Source organism: Mucilaginibacter sp. A5337 (genome assembly GCF_059690695.1).
In genome coordinates, this window is record NZ_JCAWEC010000002.1 from 905920 (window position 1) to 923282 (window position 17363).

Sequence of the window (17363 nt, forward strand, 5' to 3'; positions counted from 1 at the left end):
GGCCTTCGTTTAACTCATAGTTGCTGCATTGCTGTTTTTATAAACCGGCTCCAGGTGATCAAACATGTCTTTAGTCATTGCTGCCAAATCGTATTCTGGCTGCCAGTTCCAATCATGCCTTGCCATAGTGTCATCAACGCCGGCCGGCCATGAATTTGCGATGGACTGGCGCTTATCTGCATTATAGCTGATAGTAAAGTCGGGGATATGCTTTTTCAACGCTATTGCAAGTTCGGCAGGAGTAAAACTTAATGCACCTATATTGTAAGCGCCGCGCTCTTTGAGGGCTTCCTTGGGTGCATTCATCAGCTCGAGTGTAGCCCTTACCGCATCATCCATATACATCATAGGCAATGCAGTATCCGGGTTCAGATAGCATTCGTAAGATCCGTTTTGTAAAGCTTCGTGAAATATGGCCACAGCATAATCCGTAGTGCCGCCACCAGCCGGAGCGCTATAGCTGATTAACCCTGGATAGCGCAGACTGCGCACGTCCAATCCGTAGTGCTCCCTGTAATAAGCACACCACTGCTCGCCAGCTTCTTTACTGATACCGTAAACTGTTTGAGGATCAAGCAAAGCATCCTGCGGACTTATTTTACGGGCTGTTGACGGGCCAAATACAGCAATGCTGCTTGGCCAAAATACTTTATCTAATTTATGATCTTTAGCTACCTCCAATATATTAAGCAGGCTTTGCATATTCAGGTGCCATGCCTTAAGCGGGGCTTCCTCTCCTTTGGCAGATAAAGTAGCCGCCAAATGATAAATTTGAGTTACGCCATAAGTAACAACCAGGCTTTCGAGGTCATCTTTATCCAATACATTTAACTGATGATACGGCCGCTGCTGATCAGATATTGCTGTGGCATCATGCAAATCGGTAGCAATTACTTGTTTCCGGCCGTAAACCTTTCTTAAAGTGGCAACGAGCTCCGTACCAATCTGCCCGCAGGCGCCGGTAACGAGGATTACAGCTGATAGTTGTTTTTTTTGATATTCCATAGTATTATGATGTAAAATTGTATATTCACAAACTCATAATCCATAGAGTACTTAAAATTTGGTTTTGCAAACTATTTTTACATTAAAAAACAGTTTGTAAAACTTTTGACAAATATTTAAAGCTTCCATTTTAGTTTTTATAACTCCTATGCTCAACCAACTCGACGAAACTGATATCCGCATACTTCAGCTTTTGCAGGAAAATGCCCGCCTTACCGGCCAGGAAATAGGCCTTAAGCTCAACAAAACCACTACGCCTATCAATAACCGCATCCGCTCGTTGCAGGAACGCGGTTATATTAAAAAATACGTTGCGGTGCTTGATCATGAAAAGCTGGAGCTTGATTTCATGACTTTTACACACGTGCAACTAAAAGACCATAGCCAGCACAGCTTAAGCCACTTTGAAAGCGAAATCATTAAACTACCTGAGGTTTTAGAATGCTATCACCTTACAGGCGATTTTGACTTTATCCTTAAGGTGACTGTAAAAGACCGCAAAGAATACTATGACTTTTTGATGAACCGACTTTTCGCGGTCGTCGCTATTGGTAAGGTAGAAACCAAACTGGTAATGAAAGCTGCAAAAACCGAAACGGCATTACCTATCGGGAAGCAGTAGTTCAAATCGTCAAAAATAAGATTCTGTTGAGGCAACCAGCTCAAGCAGTTCAAGCTTAGGTTCAACCTCTAAATCGCTGGCTTCAAGTTCGGTGGCGAATTTATGAAAGGAAGCCAATCCCTGTAGCACCAGGTGAGCTTCCTCATTTTCCAACTGATCGAAATGCATAAATGTTTTACCGTCGGGCAATAGCCACGCGGTGTACTTTATGCCGGGATGATTTAAGGTTTTCAACTCTTCAACAATGGCAGCTATGTTGCGTTGATTGGTTGCCACAAACCCGGGGCGTGTGGTATATTGTACTCTTACTACTTTCATATCATGAAGCTACATTAAATACCGCCTGCATTAAACAGGCAAACGCGCCAAGCAACAGGGGCATTTGTGACAAATTTTAAGCTCTGCCAGATCTTCCCGTTCAATTAGCAACTGTACCTGCCTTTAATATTGTCATTACAGTGTTTTAAATACATAGAAACATTTCTATGTATTAATATTATTCTACCTTTGCGTTACCAACGTTGATTAAATATCATCTGAAGCAAAAGATAATGGACAATAAAAAAATAGAAAAAATATCCAGGGCGCTGAGTGACACAAACCGGATAGCTATTTTACAACAGTTTAAAAAGAGGAAGGATTGTTTGTATTGCGCCGAGGTGAACGATCTTCTTGACCTTACCCAGCCTTCCGTTTCACATCACCTTAAACAATTGGTTGATGCCGATTTGTTATTACCGCAAAAGGAAGGCCGGAACCTCAAATACGTACTAAATCAGGAAGTACTTGACGAGTACATTGCTTCGTTGAACGATTTAAAAGGTTAAAATTAGTTTTTATCGATAAAATTTAATTTTCAGGACATAAAACATCGAAACATTTAAATATTTAAATACATCTACTTATGAATAAATCAATCTACATTATGGCGCTGGGCGCATTCGGTATAATCACTACCGAGTTTGGGGTTATAGGCATCCTCCCCGACCTTGTAAAAGAGTTTCATATTTCAATTGATACAGCAGGATGGTTGCTTAGCGCCTTTGCATTAACAGTGGCGCTTGCCGGGCCGTTTACTAATATGCTCACCGCCCGCCTCAACCGCAAATTTGTAATGTGCCTGGTATTGGGAATATTTGTTATTTCTAATTTATTATCGGCAGTTGCGCCAAACTTTACAGTGTTGATGATAGCCCGCATATTACCGGCATTTTTACACCCGGTATTCTGGGCTGTATCTATGACTGCCGCTGCCAAACAGGCGGGGCCTAAAGATGCCCCTAAAGCCATTTCTATAGTTATGGCGGGGTTAAGTGTAGCAACAGTGCTTGGCGTACCTTTAACCACTTACATGGCCGATCTTTTTAGTTGGAGGGCTTCCTTTGTTGTATCAGCTATTGTAAACTTACTGGCTTTTGGTGCATTGGCGCTTTTCTCACCGTCAATGCCTGTTAATGAAGAATTGGCAAGCCCTAAAAGCCAGGTAAAATTACTGCGAAATGTACATTTATGGGTTAAATTACTGGCTTCAACCATTATACTGGCGGGTATGTTTGCCACCTACGGATATCTTGCCGAATATCTTGATAAAGTATCGCACATGAGTGGGGCGCAGATCAGTATTATGCTGCTGGTATTTGGTGGTACAGGTATTGCTGGCAACTGGTTTATGGGTATTGCCCTTAGCAAAAACGTAATACTTACCACACGCCTGTTTTTACTTTCATTGGTTGCAACCCATATATTAGCTTATCAGTTTGGCGGACATTTTATTCCGATGGTCATTATTCTCTCGGTTTGGGGATTTATACACACCGGGGGATTTTTGGCTGCCAACATACAGCTCACCCACGGCATTCAGGAGCCTGCGCTCGACTTTGTAAACAGCCTGCTTCCCTCCTTTTTTAATGCAGGCATTACGCTGGGCACTTTACTCGGTGGCTTTGTGATTGCCCATTATGGCATTCAACAAGTAATTTGGATGACGGTACCGTTGCTTTTACTTGCATTTGGTATGAGCTTTATTAAAGCAAGTATTTCAAAGAAAGCAGCATCGGAAAACATTGAAGAAATACCGGAACCCGAAGCTGTACAAATGGCAGTTTGCGAATGATCGATCAGCTCAATAGCGAACTAAGGTATTATAAAAAAAGAAAGGCCTTGATTAGTATCAGGGCCTTTCTTTTTAGCATTCTTAATTTTTAAATAATTTGATATTAAATACCGTAAAGTAATTGCCCGGATTGCCATTGCCTACCAGGTTGCCCAAAAATCCTATCGACACCACTTGTGGTGAAGTAAGTGTGAACGTGAAAGTTTTTACTTCTCTCGAATTTGGACTGGTTGTACCTACTTTTGCGCCGTTATACATATTTACAGATCCCAACGCGGTAGAAAGGTTTGCAAGTACAGGGATACCATTTCCTGCCGCAGCTACGCAATAAACAGATGAATTTGATTGTACTTCTGAGTAAGAATCAAATGAAACTATATAATTGCCGGCTGGCAGCGCTGAAGATGTAGCCTGGTAAACTATACCATCCACTACAGGGGTATTGTTCCATGTTTCCCAGTTAATGGTTCCTCCTCCGTCTGAGCTGTAACCACCGTTTGTTCCTCCGTCTTTATTTTTGGCAGCAGCATTGGTTATCCATGGCGCAGCGAGCGTTCCCCAGCGACCATCATAGGTATTTCGCTGAAAAGGCCCCGTATTTGAGAGGTAAATACTGGTTACATCGGCCTTAACACTGTGATCCTGGAAATCTGTATAGAAGGTGTCAATAGCTGTCTTATTAGGTTTAAATGAGGTACGATAACTGATAACACCACCTGCTTTAAATTTAGGCAGTGATGTACTTAACCCTGAAGGCAATGAAACAATGAGCGTATCATGCTGTTTGTTAGAAGCGTCTGTATATTTGATCTCCATCGACTGCAATCCGTCATCGGCGTTTACATCGGCCCAGTTAATTAAGGCCGAGCCATCCGTTTGAAGTTCGGCTTTGGCAATACCACGATTAATCAGCGAGCTCTGATATAAACTGCCATAAACATTGCCTGCAAGGGTAACCGGAATAGATACGTGTCCTTCGCCATCATAAGTGCGAACTTCAAAGGTCATGACACCTTCTGGTAAATTGGGTATAAACAATTTCGCCGTGTCAACCCCGGATGTACGGGTTACAGGGGTTACTATCGAGTCCTGTTTACTGTTCCAGTATACCTTATATTTTACAATTTTAGGATCTGATGTAAACAAACCGGTCAACAAAACACGGTTCCTGCCCGAAAATACCTGCACCGAATCAAGTTTACCGGGGTATATAATAGGGCCATTGGGCTCATATTTCTTTTTGTAATCATCCATTTTAGTACAGGCGCTCATGATGAAAGCCGTTAACATTAACAGATAGTATGATATGATTTTATATGGTTTCATAATTGAAATTAAATTGAAAGAAAGCTTCCGCACATTTTACTACTTTCCAAATAAGGTAAACTCGCTGATACTCATAAAGTACGATCCTGTCCAGTTGCGCAGGCTCCTGATCCTAAGGTACCTGTAACCGCTTAGCCCGGCCGGGAAATCAAATCCCCATCCGTCATGGGCGTAATTATAATCGGCAGCAGTTTCCGTACCTGATGGTGAGCCAGATGGTTTTACCACATTACAGGTTATCAGTTTTGTCCATGAGGCATCAAGGGCGCCATTCACATTTGGCGCGTTTGATCCCCATATTTCAAAGTCGCGCAGGTTACCCCTTACATAATAAACATTACCGATCTCGATGAAAGGATTCAATATAAAACGACTGAATACCCGCTGCTTGCCAAGATCAATAGTAACCATTTGCGGGCTACCAGCACTTTCAACTGTGAAAAGGCAATTTGGCCAGCCACCGGTAAAGTTTCCATCAAAAATCTTGGTTACATCGGTATATGAATACAGGTTAGTAGCATCGCCAGGCAATGCATAAACAGACCAATCTGCTTTCGAAAACTGTTCCTCATAAAACGGTGTAAACTTTAAAAATAAAGTATCGGATTTATTTAAAAACCTGTCCCTTACAAAAAATGCGTACTTGCGCTCAATGGCAGGCTGGCCTCTTACTGCAGCCTTTATCAAAACACTGTTACTGTAAATGTTATCCATGCCCTTTGGTTGTACGTATTGGCCGTTATTGGCAGTATCAACCATGGGCACAATAGCAAGGTTATCTTTAGCTGCGTTATCGCAGGTTACATTAAAACCGCCGAATGTTGGTGTTACCTTAAGCGAACGGAAGGCAAGTAAAAAAGGCGGGGTTAAAGGGTTTACTGTAACCGAAACCGGTGCCGAAGCCTTTTCGCTGGAGTTAACAGCATATAATTTTACCACATGCGCTAACGTATCGCCAAAGCCATCAACAGTTAAATTGTTGGTATAATGTGAGGCTATTACCTCACGCGTTTTGCCCGGCGAGGTTTCGTAAACAGCTTTTACATAAAAAAGATCATTATCGCTCGGCAGCGAATATGTTAAAGTGGCCTGGCCATTCAGGTTTTGCACCTGTACATTACTTACAACTCCGGGGCCATTATTATTTGTTATAGTTGGTTTATTAAGTGATTCCTGCTTGCATCCTGCTATGGCTATCATCGATAGCAATATGCACCAAACAGCTTGTAGTTTCTTTGTTTCCATGTTAATGCTTTTTGTGTTAAACATATTATTGCTATGCATTTACCAGTTAGGGTTTTGCACCAGGTTTTGATTAACCAGCAGGTCGCTTTCCTGTATCGGCCATAAATAATCACGCGGGATCACGAAATGCCTCGAATAAATGGTACGTTCGCGATAATACAATTCGGGCGAGTTTTCACTAATTGACCAGCCTGTTACGTTTCCGTTAAGCTCAACACCGGCAGTTTTCCAGCGCAGCAAATCCCAGAAACGGTGCCCTTCAAAACAAAGTTCAAGGCTACGTTCGCGCTGAATGATTGAGCGCATACCATCCTTAGTAGTATATTTAGTTGGATTGATACTGTAATTTGACCACGATTGTTGAACGGTAGGCAAACCTGCCCTTGCCCTAATACGATTAACATAGGTGTACACATCCGCTACAGGGCCCTGTGCTTCGTTCAGCGCTTCTGAATAAAGTAAATACAGATCAGACAGGCGCATTTCGGGCCATGGATAGTTGATGTAAGTAACAGTTGCCCATTCGTAGTGCCAGTTCAGCGCTTTCTTCATATAAAAACCGGCAATAGGTATTGGCGAAGACTGGCCTACTTCGGCACCGCGCGATTTCAGCCACCAGGTATTCTCATCAGTTTTGGTTGGGCTGTTGGCCATATACCAAACACCGCGGTCAAATCCCAGATCGGCATAATAACGAGGCTCCCTGTCAAAATTGAGCCTTGCAGTGGTTTCGCCCTCCTTGATGTTAAACCGATCTGCATGTGTACCAACCTTTAGTTGCGCTATGTCGCTAAAATCAAGCGTTTTATCTTCGTTAATTGGCACACCATTTTTTGTATAAAACATTTTGGCCATTTTTATGGTAGGGCCAAGCAACGGGCGGTTTGCCGATTTCGCAGCATCAGCATTGTTAAAATCATACTGCCCAGCACACATCGACTGGAAAAATGAATTATAATTAATGTTGTTATTGGCAGTTAGCCCCCATATCAATTCATTATTCCATTTTTCGCTCATTGCGTTCCTGATACTCATCTGCGTCATGGTAGTGTCGCTAAGCGGATTTGTTGGCGCAGGAAAAGTGTATAAACTGATATTTTGTGATTCGCAGAAATCTATGGCCGTTTTGCAGGCATCTGCAGCTCGCTGCCATTTTTCAACACTAAAAGCCGGGTTAAAAAGCTGCTCGCCATCTTTATTTTTAAATGAGCTATAATCAGGGTTGCCATTGAACAGCGGGCTTGCTGCTGTTACCAGCAATTTTGCCTTCATACTCAAAGCTGCCGCTTTGGTAACGCGCCCAAGCTCGCTTCCTTCATTACGGATTGTTAAAGGCAATTTTGCAGCTGCCTTATCATACAGATCGGCGATATAATTCACCACTTCATCAACCGGACGGCGCTTTACCCTAATTTCATCAATAGGCGCATCAATAGCCAGGTTTTTATCAATGATAGGTATCGGGCCATAAGCTCTGAACAACTGGAAATGGTAAAAAGCTTTTAAAAACTGGGCTTCGGCAATCCAACGTTCACGTGTGTCGATATCAAGGTCGCGCACTTTGGTTTGATCACTTACATTGTCAATAAAAACATTACAATCGCGAATAGCCTTATAGTTTGCAGCAGCATCCCTGGTACCATTCATGTAGTTGGCAATAGGATCTGATGAGTTTTGAAATCCTCTTGGTAACTGCAAAACGTTTGTTGACCGTATGTGATTTGCAGGGTCTTCTACCCAAACTTCGTCGCCGGCAGTTAAACCAACGTTATAAGTAGGGTCGGTTTCTGTAGGCAGGTATGAATAGCAGGTAAACAGGTATTTTTCTGCCTCTGTTTTTGAAACAAAAGCATTAGCTATTGTTGATACGTTATCAGGAACAACATCCAGAAATGACTTTTTGCAGGATGATATCGGAACAATCATTATTAAGGCCAGCATCACAAAAGAGATATACCCTTTAGGTGCGTGACTTAATACTGAATCCTTAATTTTTTGTATAAAATTACTTTTCATATAAAGTGATTTGAAAGCTTTTAAAATTCGACCCTTAGGCCCACGTTAAATACTTTTTGAATTGGATAGCCCAGGCCTGATGTTCCCATTTCCGGGTCCCAAAGTTTAAAGCTGCTTAAGGTTAGCAGGTTGAGGCCGTTCAGGTAAATACGGGCACTGCTCAAATGGATAAACTTAAGCTGGTTCTTGGTAAAATTGTACCCAAGTTCTGCTGATTTAAGGCGCACAAATGATCCGTTGCGCAGCCACCATGTAGACGTTTGGGTGTTATTACCTTGTATGTTGGTACTTAACCGCGGCCAAAAGGCATAGGGGTTACGATTATCTTCCGACCAGTGGTCGTTAGCTATCGTGCTTAAAAGCCCGCTTTGGTTACCAGTATTAAGGCCGTTAGGCTGCAAACCGTTAACGAGGTAAAAAGGGGAAATATCCGCCGAGTTTATAATAAAAGACGAGCGTGCAGATCCCTGGAAGAACGCGCTGATATCGAAATTCTTATAACCGAAAGAAAAGCCAAATCCGTAGATAATTTCGGGTACAATCGGATACCCGATCGGCACAACGTCCGAACTGGATATTTTACCGTCGCCATTCATGTCACGGTATTTGATATCGCCCGCTTTATAATCGCCAAAGCTTTGAACCGGCGAGTTGGCAACATCTTTATCATCGATAAATAACCGCTCGGCAAGAAGGCCGTAGATCTGGCTCAATGAGTTGCCAACCCGGCTAAGGTATTTAAGGTCATTACCATAAACCGGCTCTTCATTTTTTAACAATTTGCTTTTAGAATAAGTAAGCGTACCACGCGATTGAACCCAAAATGAATTGCTAAAGTTCTTTTTATAATCCATGGCTATATCAATACCTCTGCTGGATGATTTGCCGGCATTTGATGATATATTGGCCTGTAAACCCATCGAGGTAGGTATGGTGCTGCGTACCATCAGGATATTATCGCGTTTTTGCTGATAGGCATCTACAGTTAAAGTAAAGTTTTTAGCCACCGTTAAATCCATGCCTATATTGGTTTGCCTTGATTGTTCCCAGGTTATGTTTTGGTTTTCATAACGGTTGGTTACTATACCCGGCCTGCTGTAGGTGTAGTTAGTACCGAACTGACCGTTCGAGCCGTTATTTAAGTTAACATCTGAGAGGTAGAAGAAACGGTCATTACTCGAGCCGATTTGGTCATTACCTACTAAACCATAGGTAAACCTGAATTTAAGATTATCGATAGTTGACAGCAATGGTTCAAAAAACTTCTCGTTCGATACAACCCAACCGGCACCTACAGAAGGGAAAAAGCCGAAACGGTGATTGCTTGCAAAACGTTCGGAACCATTATAGCCAAAGTTAAACTCAACCAAATAACGGTTATCATAACCATAAGTAAACCTGCCCGATACACCCTGATTTCGTGACGGTAAGGATAGTTGGAGCGTTGGCGCATTAGCGGTAAGATAATTACGCATGGTGCCAATTAACAGACCGCTAACAGCATGTTTTTGCCCAAATGTGCGGTTGTAATTTACTGCCGCCTCAATATATGTAGTTGAGTTGGAAATGCTGCCTCCGGGGCTATAAGTTAAATACTCGGTTGGTATGGCACCTACACTGCCTTGTGCTCCGCTATTAAGTAAAGTTAAACCATTAAATTGCCCGTTAATTACATTTGATTGGTAGTAGTAAGGGCTGTATTGACGTGAAACTGTGAAGTACGAATAACGGGTTGTGTACGCCATTACCCTGCTTGATAAGCCCTGAGTAATAAAATCAAGTTTTTGATTTAGGTTTAACTGCGCTGTCAATGTACTTGTATTTGAAGTCTGGTAGCCTGATAGAGATTGCGCATACGGATTCATATACAGGCCGCCGCCGGGTATAAGCGCATTACCAAAAAGCGGGTGACTTGCGTACGGTAACAAATTACCAGGATAAATAGCCGGAAATGCTACCGGGTTGCTCCACAAAGCATTTAAAAAAGTGTAACCGCCGCCATTAATGGGCCCGTGATAACTATCAAACTGCCCCTTTAAGCTTACTACGGCCTCAGTGGTTTTAGTAAGGTTTAAAGTGGTATTTGATAAAATAGAGTATGATTGCAGCTTAATGTTATTGCTGAAATTATTAAGGCTGTTCTCGGCCAGGTTGCCATTGTCGATATTGTAGGTCATGGCCAGATAGTACTTAGCTTTTTCCGACCCGCCACTGGCGTTCATGTTATACCTTTGATTATTGGTTTTGGTTTTGATCAACTGCTTAATCCAATTATTGTTAGGATATAGCAGCGGATCATCACCTTTGGCTGTATGATCTATTTTATTTTGCGAGTAAGGCAAAATACCCAGAGGGTTACGGGTAAGCACAGCTTCATTAGCCAGTGTCATGTACGTAATATTATCAGCCAGATCAATGTTTTTAATATTAGATGAGGTTGAGTTTTCACCCCGGATATTGAACTTAACAGCGCCGACGTCGCCACGTTTAGTGGTTACCAATATAACGCCGTTTGCACCCCTCGCACCATACAATGATGAAGCTGTAGCATCTTTCAATACCGAAAAGCCTGATATATCGTCCGGCTGAAGTCTTGCCAGATCGGTGGTGCTCGATTCAATACCATCAATTAATATCAATGGGTCAACCTTACCTGCACCGAAAGTCCCTACGCCTCTTATAAAGAACTGGGCGTTATCAGCACCAGGTTCACCGCTTCTTTGATAGGAGATCATGCCGGGCACAACACCTGCAAGCATGGTGGTAAGGTTACTTGACGGCCCTTTTAGTTGCTTTGGGTTTACAGTAGTGATAGAGCTAACAAGACTTGTTTTTTTTTGCGTACCGTAAGCAACTACGGCTACTTCTTCAAGTGCATTTTTATCAGCCCCCATTTGCACATTAATTCTATAAACGCCGCCCGCTGATGGAGTATAGTTTGCAAGATCAAACTCCTGCGATTTTGATCCTACAAATGAAAAAACAATAATTGTACTTCCGCCCTCTTTTAGATTAAGGGTATACTTTCCGTCTACATCTGATTGTGTACCGTTCATAGTTCCTTTAACTTTAACACTTACACCGGGTAGCGTAAGTCCTTTGTCATCCGAAACAACGCCTTGTACCTTTTTGGGTACGGGAGGCACCGAAGGCTCTTTTTTTAATGGAGGGGCAACAGGCGCTGGTTCACTTTTTTCAATAACAATGAGCTGGTCGCGCAATACGTAGTTTAGATTTTTTCCCTTTAAAAGAACACTGAAAACTTCTTTCAGCTCTGCGTTTTTAAAATCAACAGTAACAAGTTCCTTGTCATTTAAAAGATTGTTACTATAAAAAACAGTTAGGCCTGTTTGCTTTTTAATCGATTTAAATACTTCGGCCAAACTAATATTGGCCTTTTTAAGTGTTATTGGCCCCGTAGCCTGTGCCTGTACCGCACTGTACCGGGTTACCAATAAAAGAAAAATAAAAGGCAGTATAAGCCGCCGGTTGAATAAAATTCTATCCATACTTATTGGGTTTATGATTTGGTTTTCTATAAGACCGCATCCTGACGAAACGGGTGAACGGGAACAGAAAAAAATGTATTTTTTTTATTACAAAATCCAAAAGACTACAATCGACAGTGTATCAAAGCATTAAAAATCAAAAGCTCAATTAGTCAACGCCAATAAATTCCCGTACGCTTGAAATCAAGCATTAAAAAAATCTAAAATGAATTATGATTTAATCCGAGACAGAATAAGTTACCTGATATGTAAAACCCCTTCCTTTAAAACAGCCGTAACTCCGGCAGACGCTTTAATATTTTGAATAAAAACATCAACCGGCTTGTTTTTTTGAATAGCGCCACTAAATGTTTCGTCGGCTGTACCAGGATCATCGAAAACAACTTTTACATCAAACCAGCGCAGTAGCACATCGCTTATGTCATGTAGTTTAGTGTTGTGGAAATAATAAATATCATTCATCCAGGCCAACTCGACAGAAGAATCAAATGGTTGGGCCCGAAAACCGCTTCCCGAAGTATAAACCGCCTGGTAGCCTGGCTGTAAAAGCATTTTTTGCTTATCCAAACCGCTTGTTGATACCGAACCTTCAACCAAAGATGTTACTGTTTCATCTGGCTTGTAGGTATTTACGTTAAATTTTGTACCTAAAACTTTAACATCCGTTTGGCCGGTATGAACTATGAAGGGATGAGCAGCATTTTTTGCAACTTTAAAAAATGCCTCACCTGTTAAGTACACTTCCCTGGTTTTACCTAAAAATGAAAACGGAAAACGCAGGCTTGATACCGAATTCAACCAAACCTGTGTACCATCGGAAAGTACAATCTTGTAATTTAATTTTGAAGGAATAACGAGCGTGCTCCATTCCTCGTTCTTGTTATTATCTACCTGGTAACTTAGCCCGTTAGCCCCCTTTTTCAAATGCGCAAAGGGTATATTGATTACCCTTTTTGAGGTGTCGGACAGATCGATATGTTGCCCATTTGCCATTTGTAGTTCAATGGCCGGTGCTTTGATATTCTTTGAAGCCACAGCAACTTCATTAACGGGCATTTTTCGCCAGTAATATCCTGCGGTAAAGGCAATGCATAATAAAGCCGCCACAGACATCCATTTCATTATCTCCACCCGATGGGAGCTAACAGGTGTTAATGGTTTTATTTCGGGCTTAATTTTATCCCATGCCTTATTTTCATCAATATTGTTAAAAAACGACCGGGCTTTATTTGATGTTAATGTCTGCTGCATTTCATCCCACAGTTGTTTAACCCTGGGATCATTTTGTATGGCTTCGTTAAGCAAATGGCTGTCTTCTTCACTTATCGCGCCCGCAATTTGCTCAATTATTAGTTCCTGAAAATACGCTTTATTGTATGTCATTATATATAAGACCTCATTAAGGATAAAAGGGTGAACTTATTTAGCACTTTTCAACCCTGCTTTTAAAGTTTTTACCGCCAGTTTTAAATGAGTTTTCAATGAATTTATGCTGATGCCCATTTCAAGGGCAGCATCTTTATATTTTTTATTTTCATAATGTACCAGGGTAAAAGCCTGCATCCGTTGCATCGATAAATCGGCCAGTATTTTTTCCGGATAAATTTCGGGCAATGGAACCTCTTCTTCCTCCTCTATTTCGGTAAGTGTGTATTTATAATCAATTAATTTTTTTTGCGCACGTGATTCGCTTTCAACTTTTTTCAGGCAACGGTTACGAATCGCCGTAGTTAAATAAGCCTTTAGTGACGAATTAATATTGGTATATAATTGCCTTTCCCAAAGATCAATAAAAAAACCCTGAACAGTATCTTCGGCTTCCATTTCGTCCTGTAAAATGTAAAAAGCCGATACATTAAGCAACTTGTAGTATTTTTTAAATACAGCCTCAAAGGCCTCCTTGTTCCCTAATCTTAATTGCTCAATAATATGAGCATCGTTCAAAATTTCCATGAAGTTGTATTAACTGGTTTATAATTAAATAGGTTGGGCTATCTAAAGAAAGCTAAATGTAAAAACTTTTATTGTCAAAACAACAATTATTAAAAATTTATTAAAAAAATCATCGTCATTAAAACTACGAGTTCTAAACAGGGGCATTTCTGAGCCTTTCCACTTTCAAGAAGCTGTATTTACAGCTAAAAAACTGATGGAGAATTCTGAGGGAGGACAGCCATCAGTTTTGAAAAGGTTATTTCAACGCAATCGATTTCGTACTTAAATTAATGTACTTAAAACAATTAAATAAGGTTAATACCCCAGGGCCTTCCCATTCAAATATTTAGTGACGATAGCTTGTTATAAAAACAACTAATGAAATAAGGATGAGGTGTCGGAGAGCTATTAGTATCAAATGATACTTGTTTTATACATCGATGGCAGTTAAATAGCCCAGATTTCTCAGCGGATGCTTTGCAAATACAGGCACGGACATTTGGACATGCCTAATTGCTTAAAAATATCAGTTTGGTGCAACCCCTAAAAAACACAATAAACTGATTATAAATAATTCAAATTCAATACTTTAAAAAAGTGTTAACCCTATTCGGATGCGCTTGCCTGGGTTAATGTCTCAATTTTGATTTAATCCAGCTTTTGTTTTTAAATTTGTATTGATGATGAACAGCTTACAAATTAAACTTAACAAAGAGCAGCTTGATGAGCTAAAGAATGAACCTGCAAGCTTGTTAAGGTTTATGAATGTTATGTTTGAGCCTCTTTCGGTGAACTACGAAGAGCTTAAACATGCGCTTGAGCGCGAATTCAGGCCGGAAGGTTCGCCGGAGGTAATCCGTTTAAATTTCGACAGGATCAAATTTGATCCGAACAAAGGTCAGGGAAGCTTCCGTATAGTGCTTGACGTTAACTACTCGTTTGGTTGCGAAGATGTTGTCACTTACAAAAAGGATCAAACTTCAGAATGGACCTTCCTTGTTGATTACGACCTCTTAATTATAAGTTTTTATAGTTCGCCATTTATTGATAGCCGTAGCACGGCCGACGAGTTTTAGCGCTTCATTTAAGGCATGCAACAATCCGAAGCTATAGCGCTGATAGAAAAAGGAATAACAAATGAACACCCGCAACACTGGGCAGATCTGGGTTGCGGAAACGGCACATTTACGTTTGCCCTTGCAAGCCTGCTGCCTCCGGAAAGTAATATTACAGCTATCGACAAAACGCAACAACATTTTCCTGCTTTTAGCGATAACGTCAAAATAGATTTTAGAAAAGTTGATTTTGTAAATGAACCAATTGGCCTAAATTCGCTGAATGGATTGCTTATGGCAAACTCATTGCATTTTGTAGCTGATAAATCAAATTTGATAAAACAGTTGGAGAAGAGGTTTAAAAGCAATCCTAAATTTCTAATTGTAGAATATGATACCACCAAAGCTAATCCATGGGTTCCCTACCCTATATCATTTCAAAAGTTAGATATTGAGTTTACCCGCTTAGGTTATAAAACCGTTAAATTGGCGCAAGCGCCATCAAGGTTTGGAGGAATAATCTACTCGGCGCTCGCTCTTAAATAAACTACCATTCTGTTAACATATATCCACCGCCCTATTACTCTTTTTGCTTTATTAGCTGATTGTTATAAACCCTGGTATCCTGGCAGTCTTTTAAACTTATCAATTGATCAATATTTTTAATACTGCGGGGTGTTGTTATCTCATTCCCCGTAACTTTAATTCCGAATGTACTTGAAGCGTCAAAAAACCGGATGTCCTTCAATATGATCTTATTATCAATTACTTTAATCCCGGAATGAACCGGAGCTGCTGATTTTATCTTATTTTCTGGCGACAAGGCTATAACCGGCCCTCCGCATTCATAAAAGGTATTGTTTTTAATAGTAACATCTTTTACTGCACCCGACTCATACCAGCTCGATGCATCATCATTGATCATAATTGCGCTGTTGTGGGTTCGGTTAATTATATTGTTCTCGATTATTACTTTCCTGGGAGTAGTAACCAGGATGCCCCTTGTCGGGATCTTTTCAATAGTATTGTGATGGATCCATACCTGCGGCGTAGCGGTGATGTTCTCCACTACATCTCCTGTTTGCATATCATCAGGCATCGGTTTGCTAAAATCCAGCAAAAATTCCCTGTTATTCAGTCTCTCAACTTTCGACACCTTGTTATTTTGATAAGTAAGCAAACTCGCCGGATGAACAAGCCCGATACTGTCATCTACCGAGAAAGCATCAAATCCGTAAGTTTGGTCATGCATGAACCTCACTTTAAACTGAGTTGCCGAAAGCTTTTCTGTTATTTTCAGAAAAGTGCCATGCACATTAATTGCGTCGTCATTTGCCCCGGACAGGTATGAACTGGCTATTTCAATTTTACCACTACAACCCGAAAAATGAAGGATGTCTGCCCATGCAGCACAGGTACGACCATCTTTCGCCTTTACCACAACATGATTAAAACTCAGGTCATTGCTAAACTGGCTTACTACGCCCATGCCGTGCATAAAATAAATGCGAATGTGGTTTAAATTGATATTACTGCTTTTTTGTATGAAAAAACCGGCGCAATCACGGGTAACATCACGATTTTGATAGGTTAAGCCTTTTTTAAAGCCCGGATTGTTTTTGAAAAATATTCTCAGGTTATGCTCTCCTGTAGCTTCATAGCGAAGCCCTTCCTGCGGAATATCTATTCTCGATAATTCGTTAGTGACGTGATCATACACCTGCCAATATGATCCGGGCTGGTAACTCCAGCCTTCCCCCAGCCATGTTAGTGTGCTGTCGTTAATGGCGAACTTGTATTCGGCATTAACCGTAACATCGGCATATTTTGACGTTGTTGTTACCACGCTAAATTCAGAAACCGTTAGTCGGTGGTAATCAAAACTCAAACCGTTCAATTTAATATGATGGCTGTTATTAATATACGTTTCAATCATTTTTCCGCGAAGGTTTACCGTTGCACCAGCACCATCAATATCCACGAATTTGCTGCTATCAAGCATTAATGCAATTGCTTTTAATCCGTAAGGCGCATCGTTGGTATTGGAAATCTGCAATTGTGTTTTGTATGCTTCATCCGGAAAAAAGCTATACTGTCCGGGGGCAAACCAGATCTTTACCGGCCTGTATTTCACTCCACGGGCCATAATTGACAACGTTTCGTGAAACCCTCCCGGCGATAGTATCTTCACAACATCACCCGGCGATAAAATAAGCCGGTTAATGCCTGTAAATGTTTTCCATGCCTTTACATCTGTTAGCCCGGTATTATTATCATTACCCTTAACAGGGTCGATATAATAGGTTCGGTTGCCCGGGGAAATATGCCTTGCTGATGAAGCTAAATACTCAACAGGTTTATTTTGAGCTTTTAACAAGTTGCATATCAACAATAAGCTTAAAAGCAATAGGAATTTTATCGTAAAATATCTCATGGTAAATATCAGGCTACTAATATATGGTGTAAAGGTTTAACGTATAAGTATGCATTTATAAATTTCTCCTTATCCCAAACTTGCATTTAAAAATTACCTTGTT

General features: G+C 40.9%; 14 protein-coding genes. 5 read left to right on the forward strand and 9 right to left on the reverse strand.

The features are described from left to right. Positions 1 to 9: 9 nt before the first annotated feature. On the reverse strand, positions 10 to 1005 hold the full coding sequence (locus tag AC59JO_RS08600; RefSeq protein WP_497304715.1) for an NAD-dependent epimerase/dehydratase family protein: 996 nt from the start codon (positions 1003 to 1005) through the stop codon (positions 10 to 12). Positions 1006 to 1153: 148 nt separating this feature from the next. Here AC59JO_RS08600 and AC59JO_RS08605 point away from each other — a divergent pair, with 148 nt between their 5' ends. Further along, on the forward strand, positions 1154 to 1627 hold the full coding sequence (locus AC59JO_RS08605; RefSeq protein WP_090525447.1) for an Lrp/AsnC family transcriptional regulator: 474 nt from the start codon (positions 1154 to 1156) through the stop codon (positions 1625 to 1627). A 9-nt stretch (positions 1628 to 1636) separates the two neighbouring features. On the opposite strand, the gene AC59JO_RS08610 is transcribed toward AC59JO_RS08605, so the two are convergent. Further along, positions 1637 to 1945 carry a hypothetical protein gene (locus AC59JO_RS08610; RefSeq protein ID WP_413667874.1) on the reverse strand — a complete coding sequence of 103 codons (309 nt, stop codon included), beginning with the start codon at positions 1943 to 1945 and terminating at the stop codon, positions 1637 to 1639. A gap of 233 nt (positions 1946 to 2178) precedes the next feature. On the opposite strand from AC59JO_RS08610, the gene AC59JO_RS08615 reads away from it, so the two are divergent. After that, complete coding sequence (locus AC59JO_RS08615) at positions 2179 to 2454, forward strand: ArsR/SmtB family transcription factor (RefSeq protein WP_413667873.1); 276 nt, start codon at positions 2179 to 2181, stop codon at positions 2452 to 2454. A gap of 77 nt (positions 2455 to 2531) precedes the next feature. Beyond that, positions 2532 to 3740, forward strand: coding sequence for an MFS transporter (locus AC59JO_RS08620; protein WP_413667872.1), 1209 nt, complete (start codon positions 2532 to 2534; stop codon positions 3738 to 3740). Between the two features lie 81 nt (positions 3741 to 3821). On the opposite strand, the gene AC59JO_RS08625 is transcribed toward AC59JO_RS08620, so the two are convergent. The 6 genes from AC59JO_RS08625 to AC59JO_RS08650 form a co-directional block, all read right to left on the reverse strand. Then, a complete protein-coding gene (locus AC59JO_RS08625; RefSeq protein ID WP_413667871.1) occupies positions 3822 to 5066 on the reverse strand; it encodes a DUF4998 domain-containing protein in 1245 nt (414 codons plus the stop codon). A gap of 39 nt (positions 5067 to 5105) precedes the next feature. Next, positions 5106 to 6311 carry a DUF5000 domain-containing lipoprotein gene (locus AC59JO_RS08630; protein WP_413667870.1) on the reverse strand — a complete coding sequence of 402 codons (1206 nt, stop codon included), beginning with the start codon at positions 6309 to 6311 and terminating at the stop codon, positions 5106 to 5108. Between the two features lie 39 nt (positions 6312 to 6350). Continuing rightward, positions 6351 to 8327 (reverse strand): RagB/SusD family nutrient uptake outer membrane protein, encoded by a 1977-nt coding sequence (locus AC59JO_RS08635; protein WP_497304719.1) that lies wholly within the window; start codon positions 8325 to 8327, stop codon positions 6351 to 6353. Between the two features lie 20 nt (positions 8328 to 8347). Beyond that, entirely contained in the window at positions 8348 to 11836 is a 3489-nt protein-coding gene (locus tag AC59JO_RS08640) for a TonB-dependent receptor (RefSeq protein ID WP_497304721.1), read from the reverse strand. 237 nt (positions 11837 to 12073) lie between these two features. Next, the gene (locus tag AC59JO_RS08645; protein ID WP_497304723.1) at positions 12074 to 13219 is read right to left on the reverse strand and encodes a FecR family protein; all 1146 of its coding nucleotides are present in this window, start codon (positions 13217 to 13219) and stop codon (positions 12074 to 12076) included. 36 nt (positions 13220 to 13255) lie between these two features. Continuing rightward, entirely contained in the window at positions 13256 to 13789 is a 534-nt protein-coding gene (locus AC59JO_RS08650; RefSeq protein ID WP_497304725.1) for a sigma-70 family RNA polymerase sigma factor, read from the reverse strand. A gap of 662 nt (positions 13790 to 14451) precedes the next feature. Between AC59JO_RS08650 and AC59JO_RS08655 the strand changes: the two genes are divergently transcribed. Together AC59JO_RS08655 and AC59JO_RS08660 are read left to right on the forward strand one after the other, a co-directional pair. Then, the gene (locus AC59JO_RS08655) at positions 14452 to 14847 is read left to right on the forward strand and encodes a hypothetical protein (RefSeq protein WP_413667865.1); all 396 of its coding nucleotides are present in this window, start codon (positions 14452 to 14454) and stop codon (positions 14845 to 14847) included. Positions 14848 to 14862: 15 nt separating this feature from the next. Continuing rightward, on the forward strand, positions 14863 to 15372 hold the full coding sequence (locus tag AC59JO_RS08660) for a methyltransferase domain-containing protein (RefSeq protein WP_413667864.1): 510 nt from the start codon (positions 14863 to 14865) through the stop codon (positions 15370 to 15372). A gap of 34 nt (positions 15373 to 15406) precedes the next feature. Here AC59JO_RS08660 and AC59JO_RS08665 read toward each other — a convergent pair whose 3' ends face one another. Continuing rightward, positions 15407 to 17203: a right-handed parallel beta-helix repeat-containing protein gene (locus AC59JO_RS08665; RefSeq protein ID WP_497304728.1), complete on the reverse strand. Its 1797-nt coding sequence runs from the start codon at positions 17201 to 17203 to the stop codon at positions 15407 to 15409. Between the last annotated feature and the right edge of the window lie 160 nt (positions 17204 to 17363).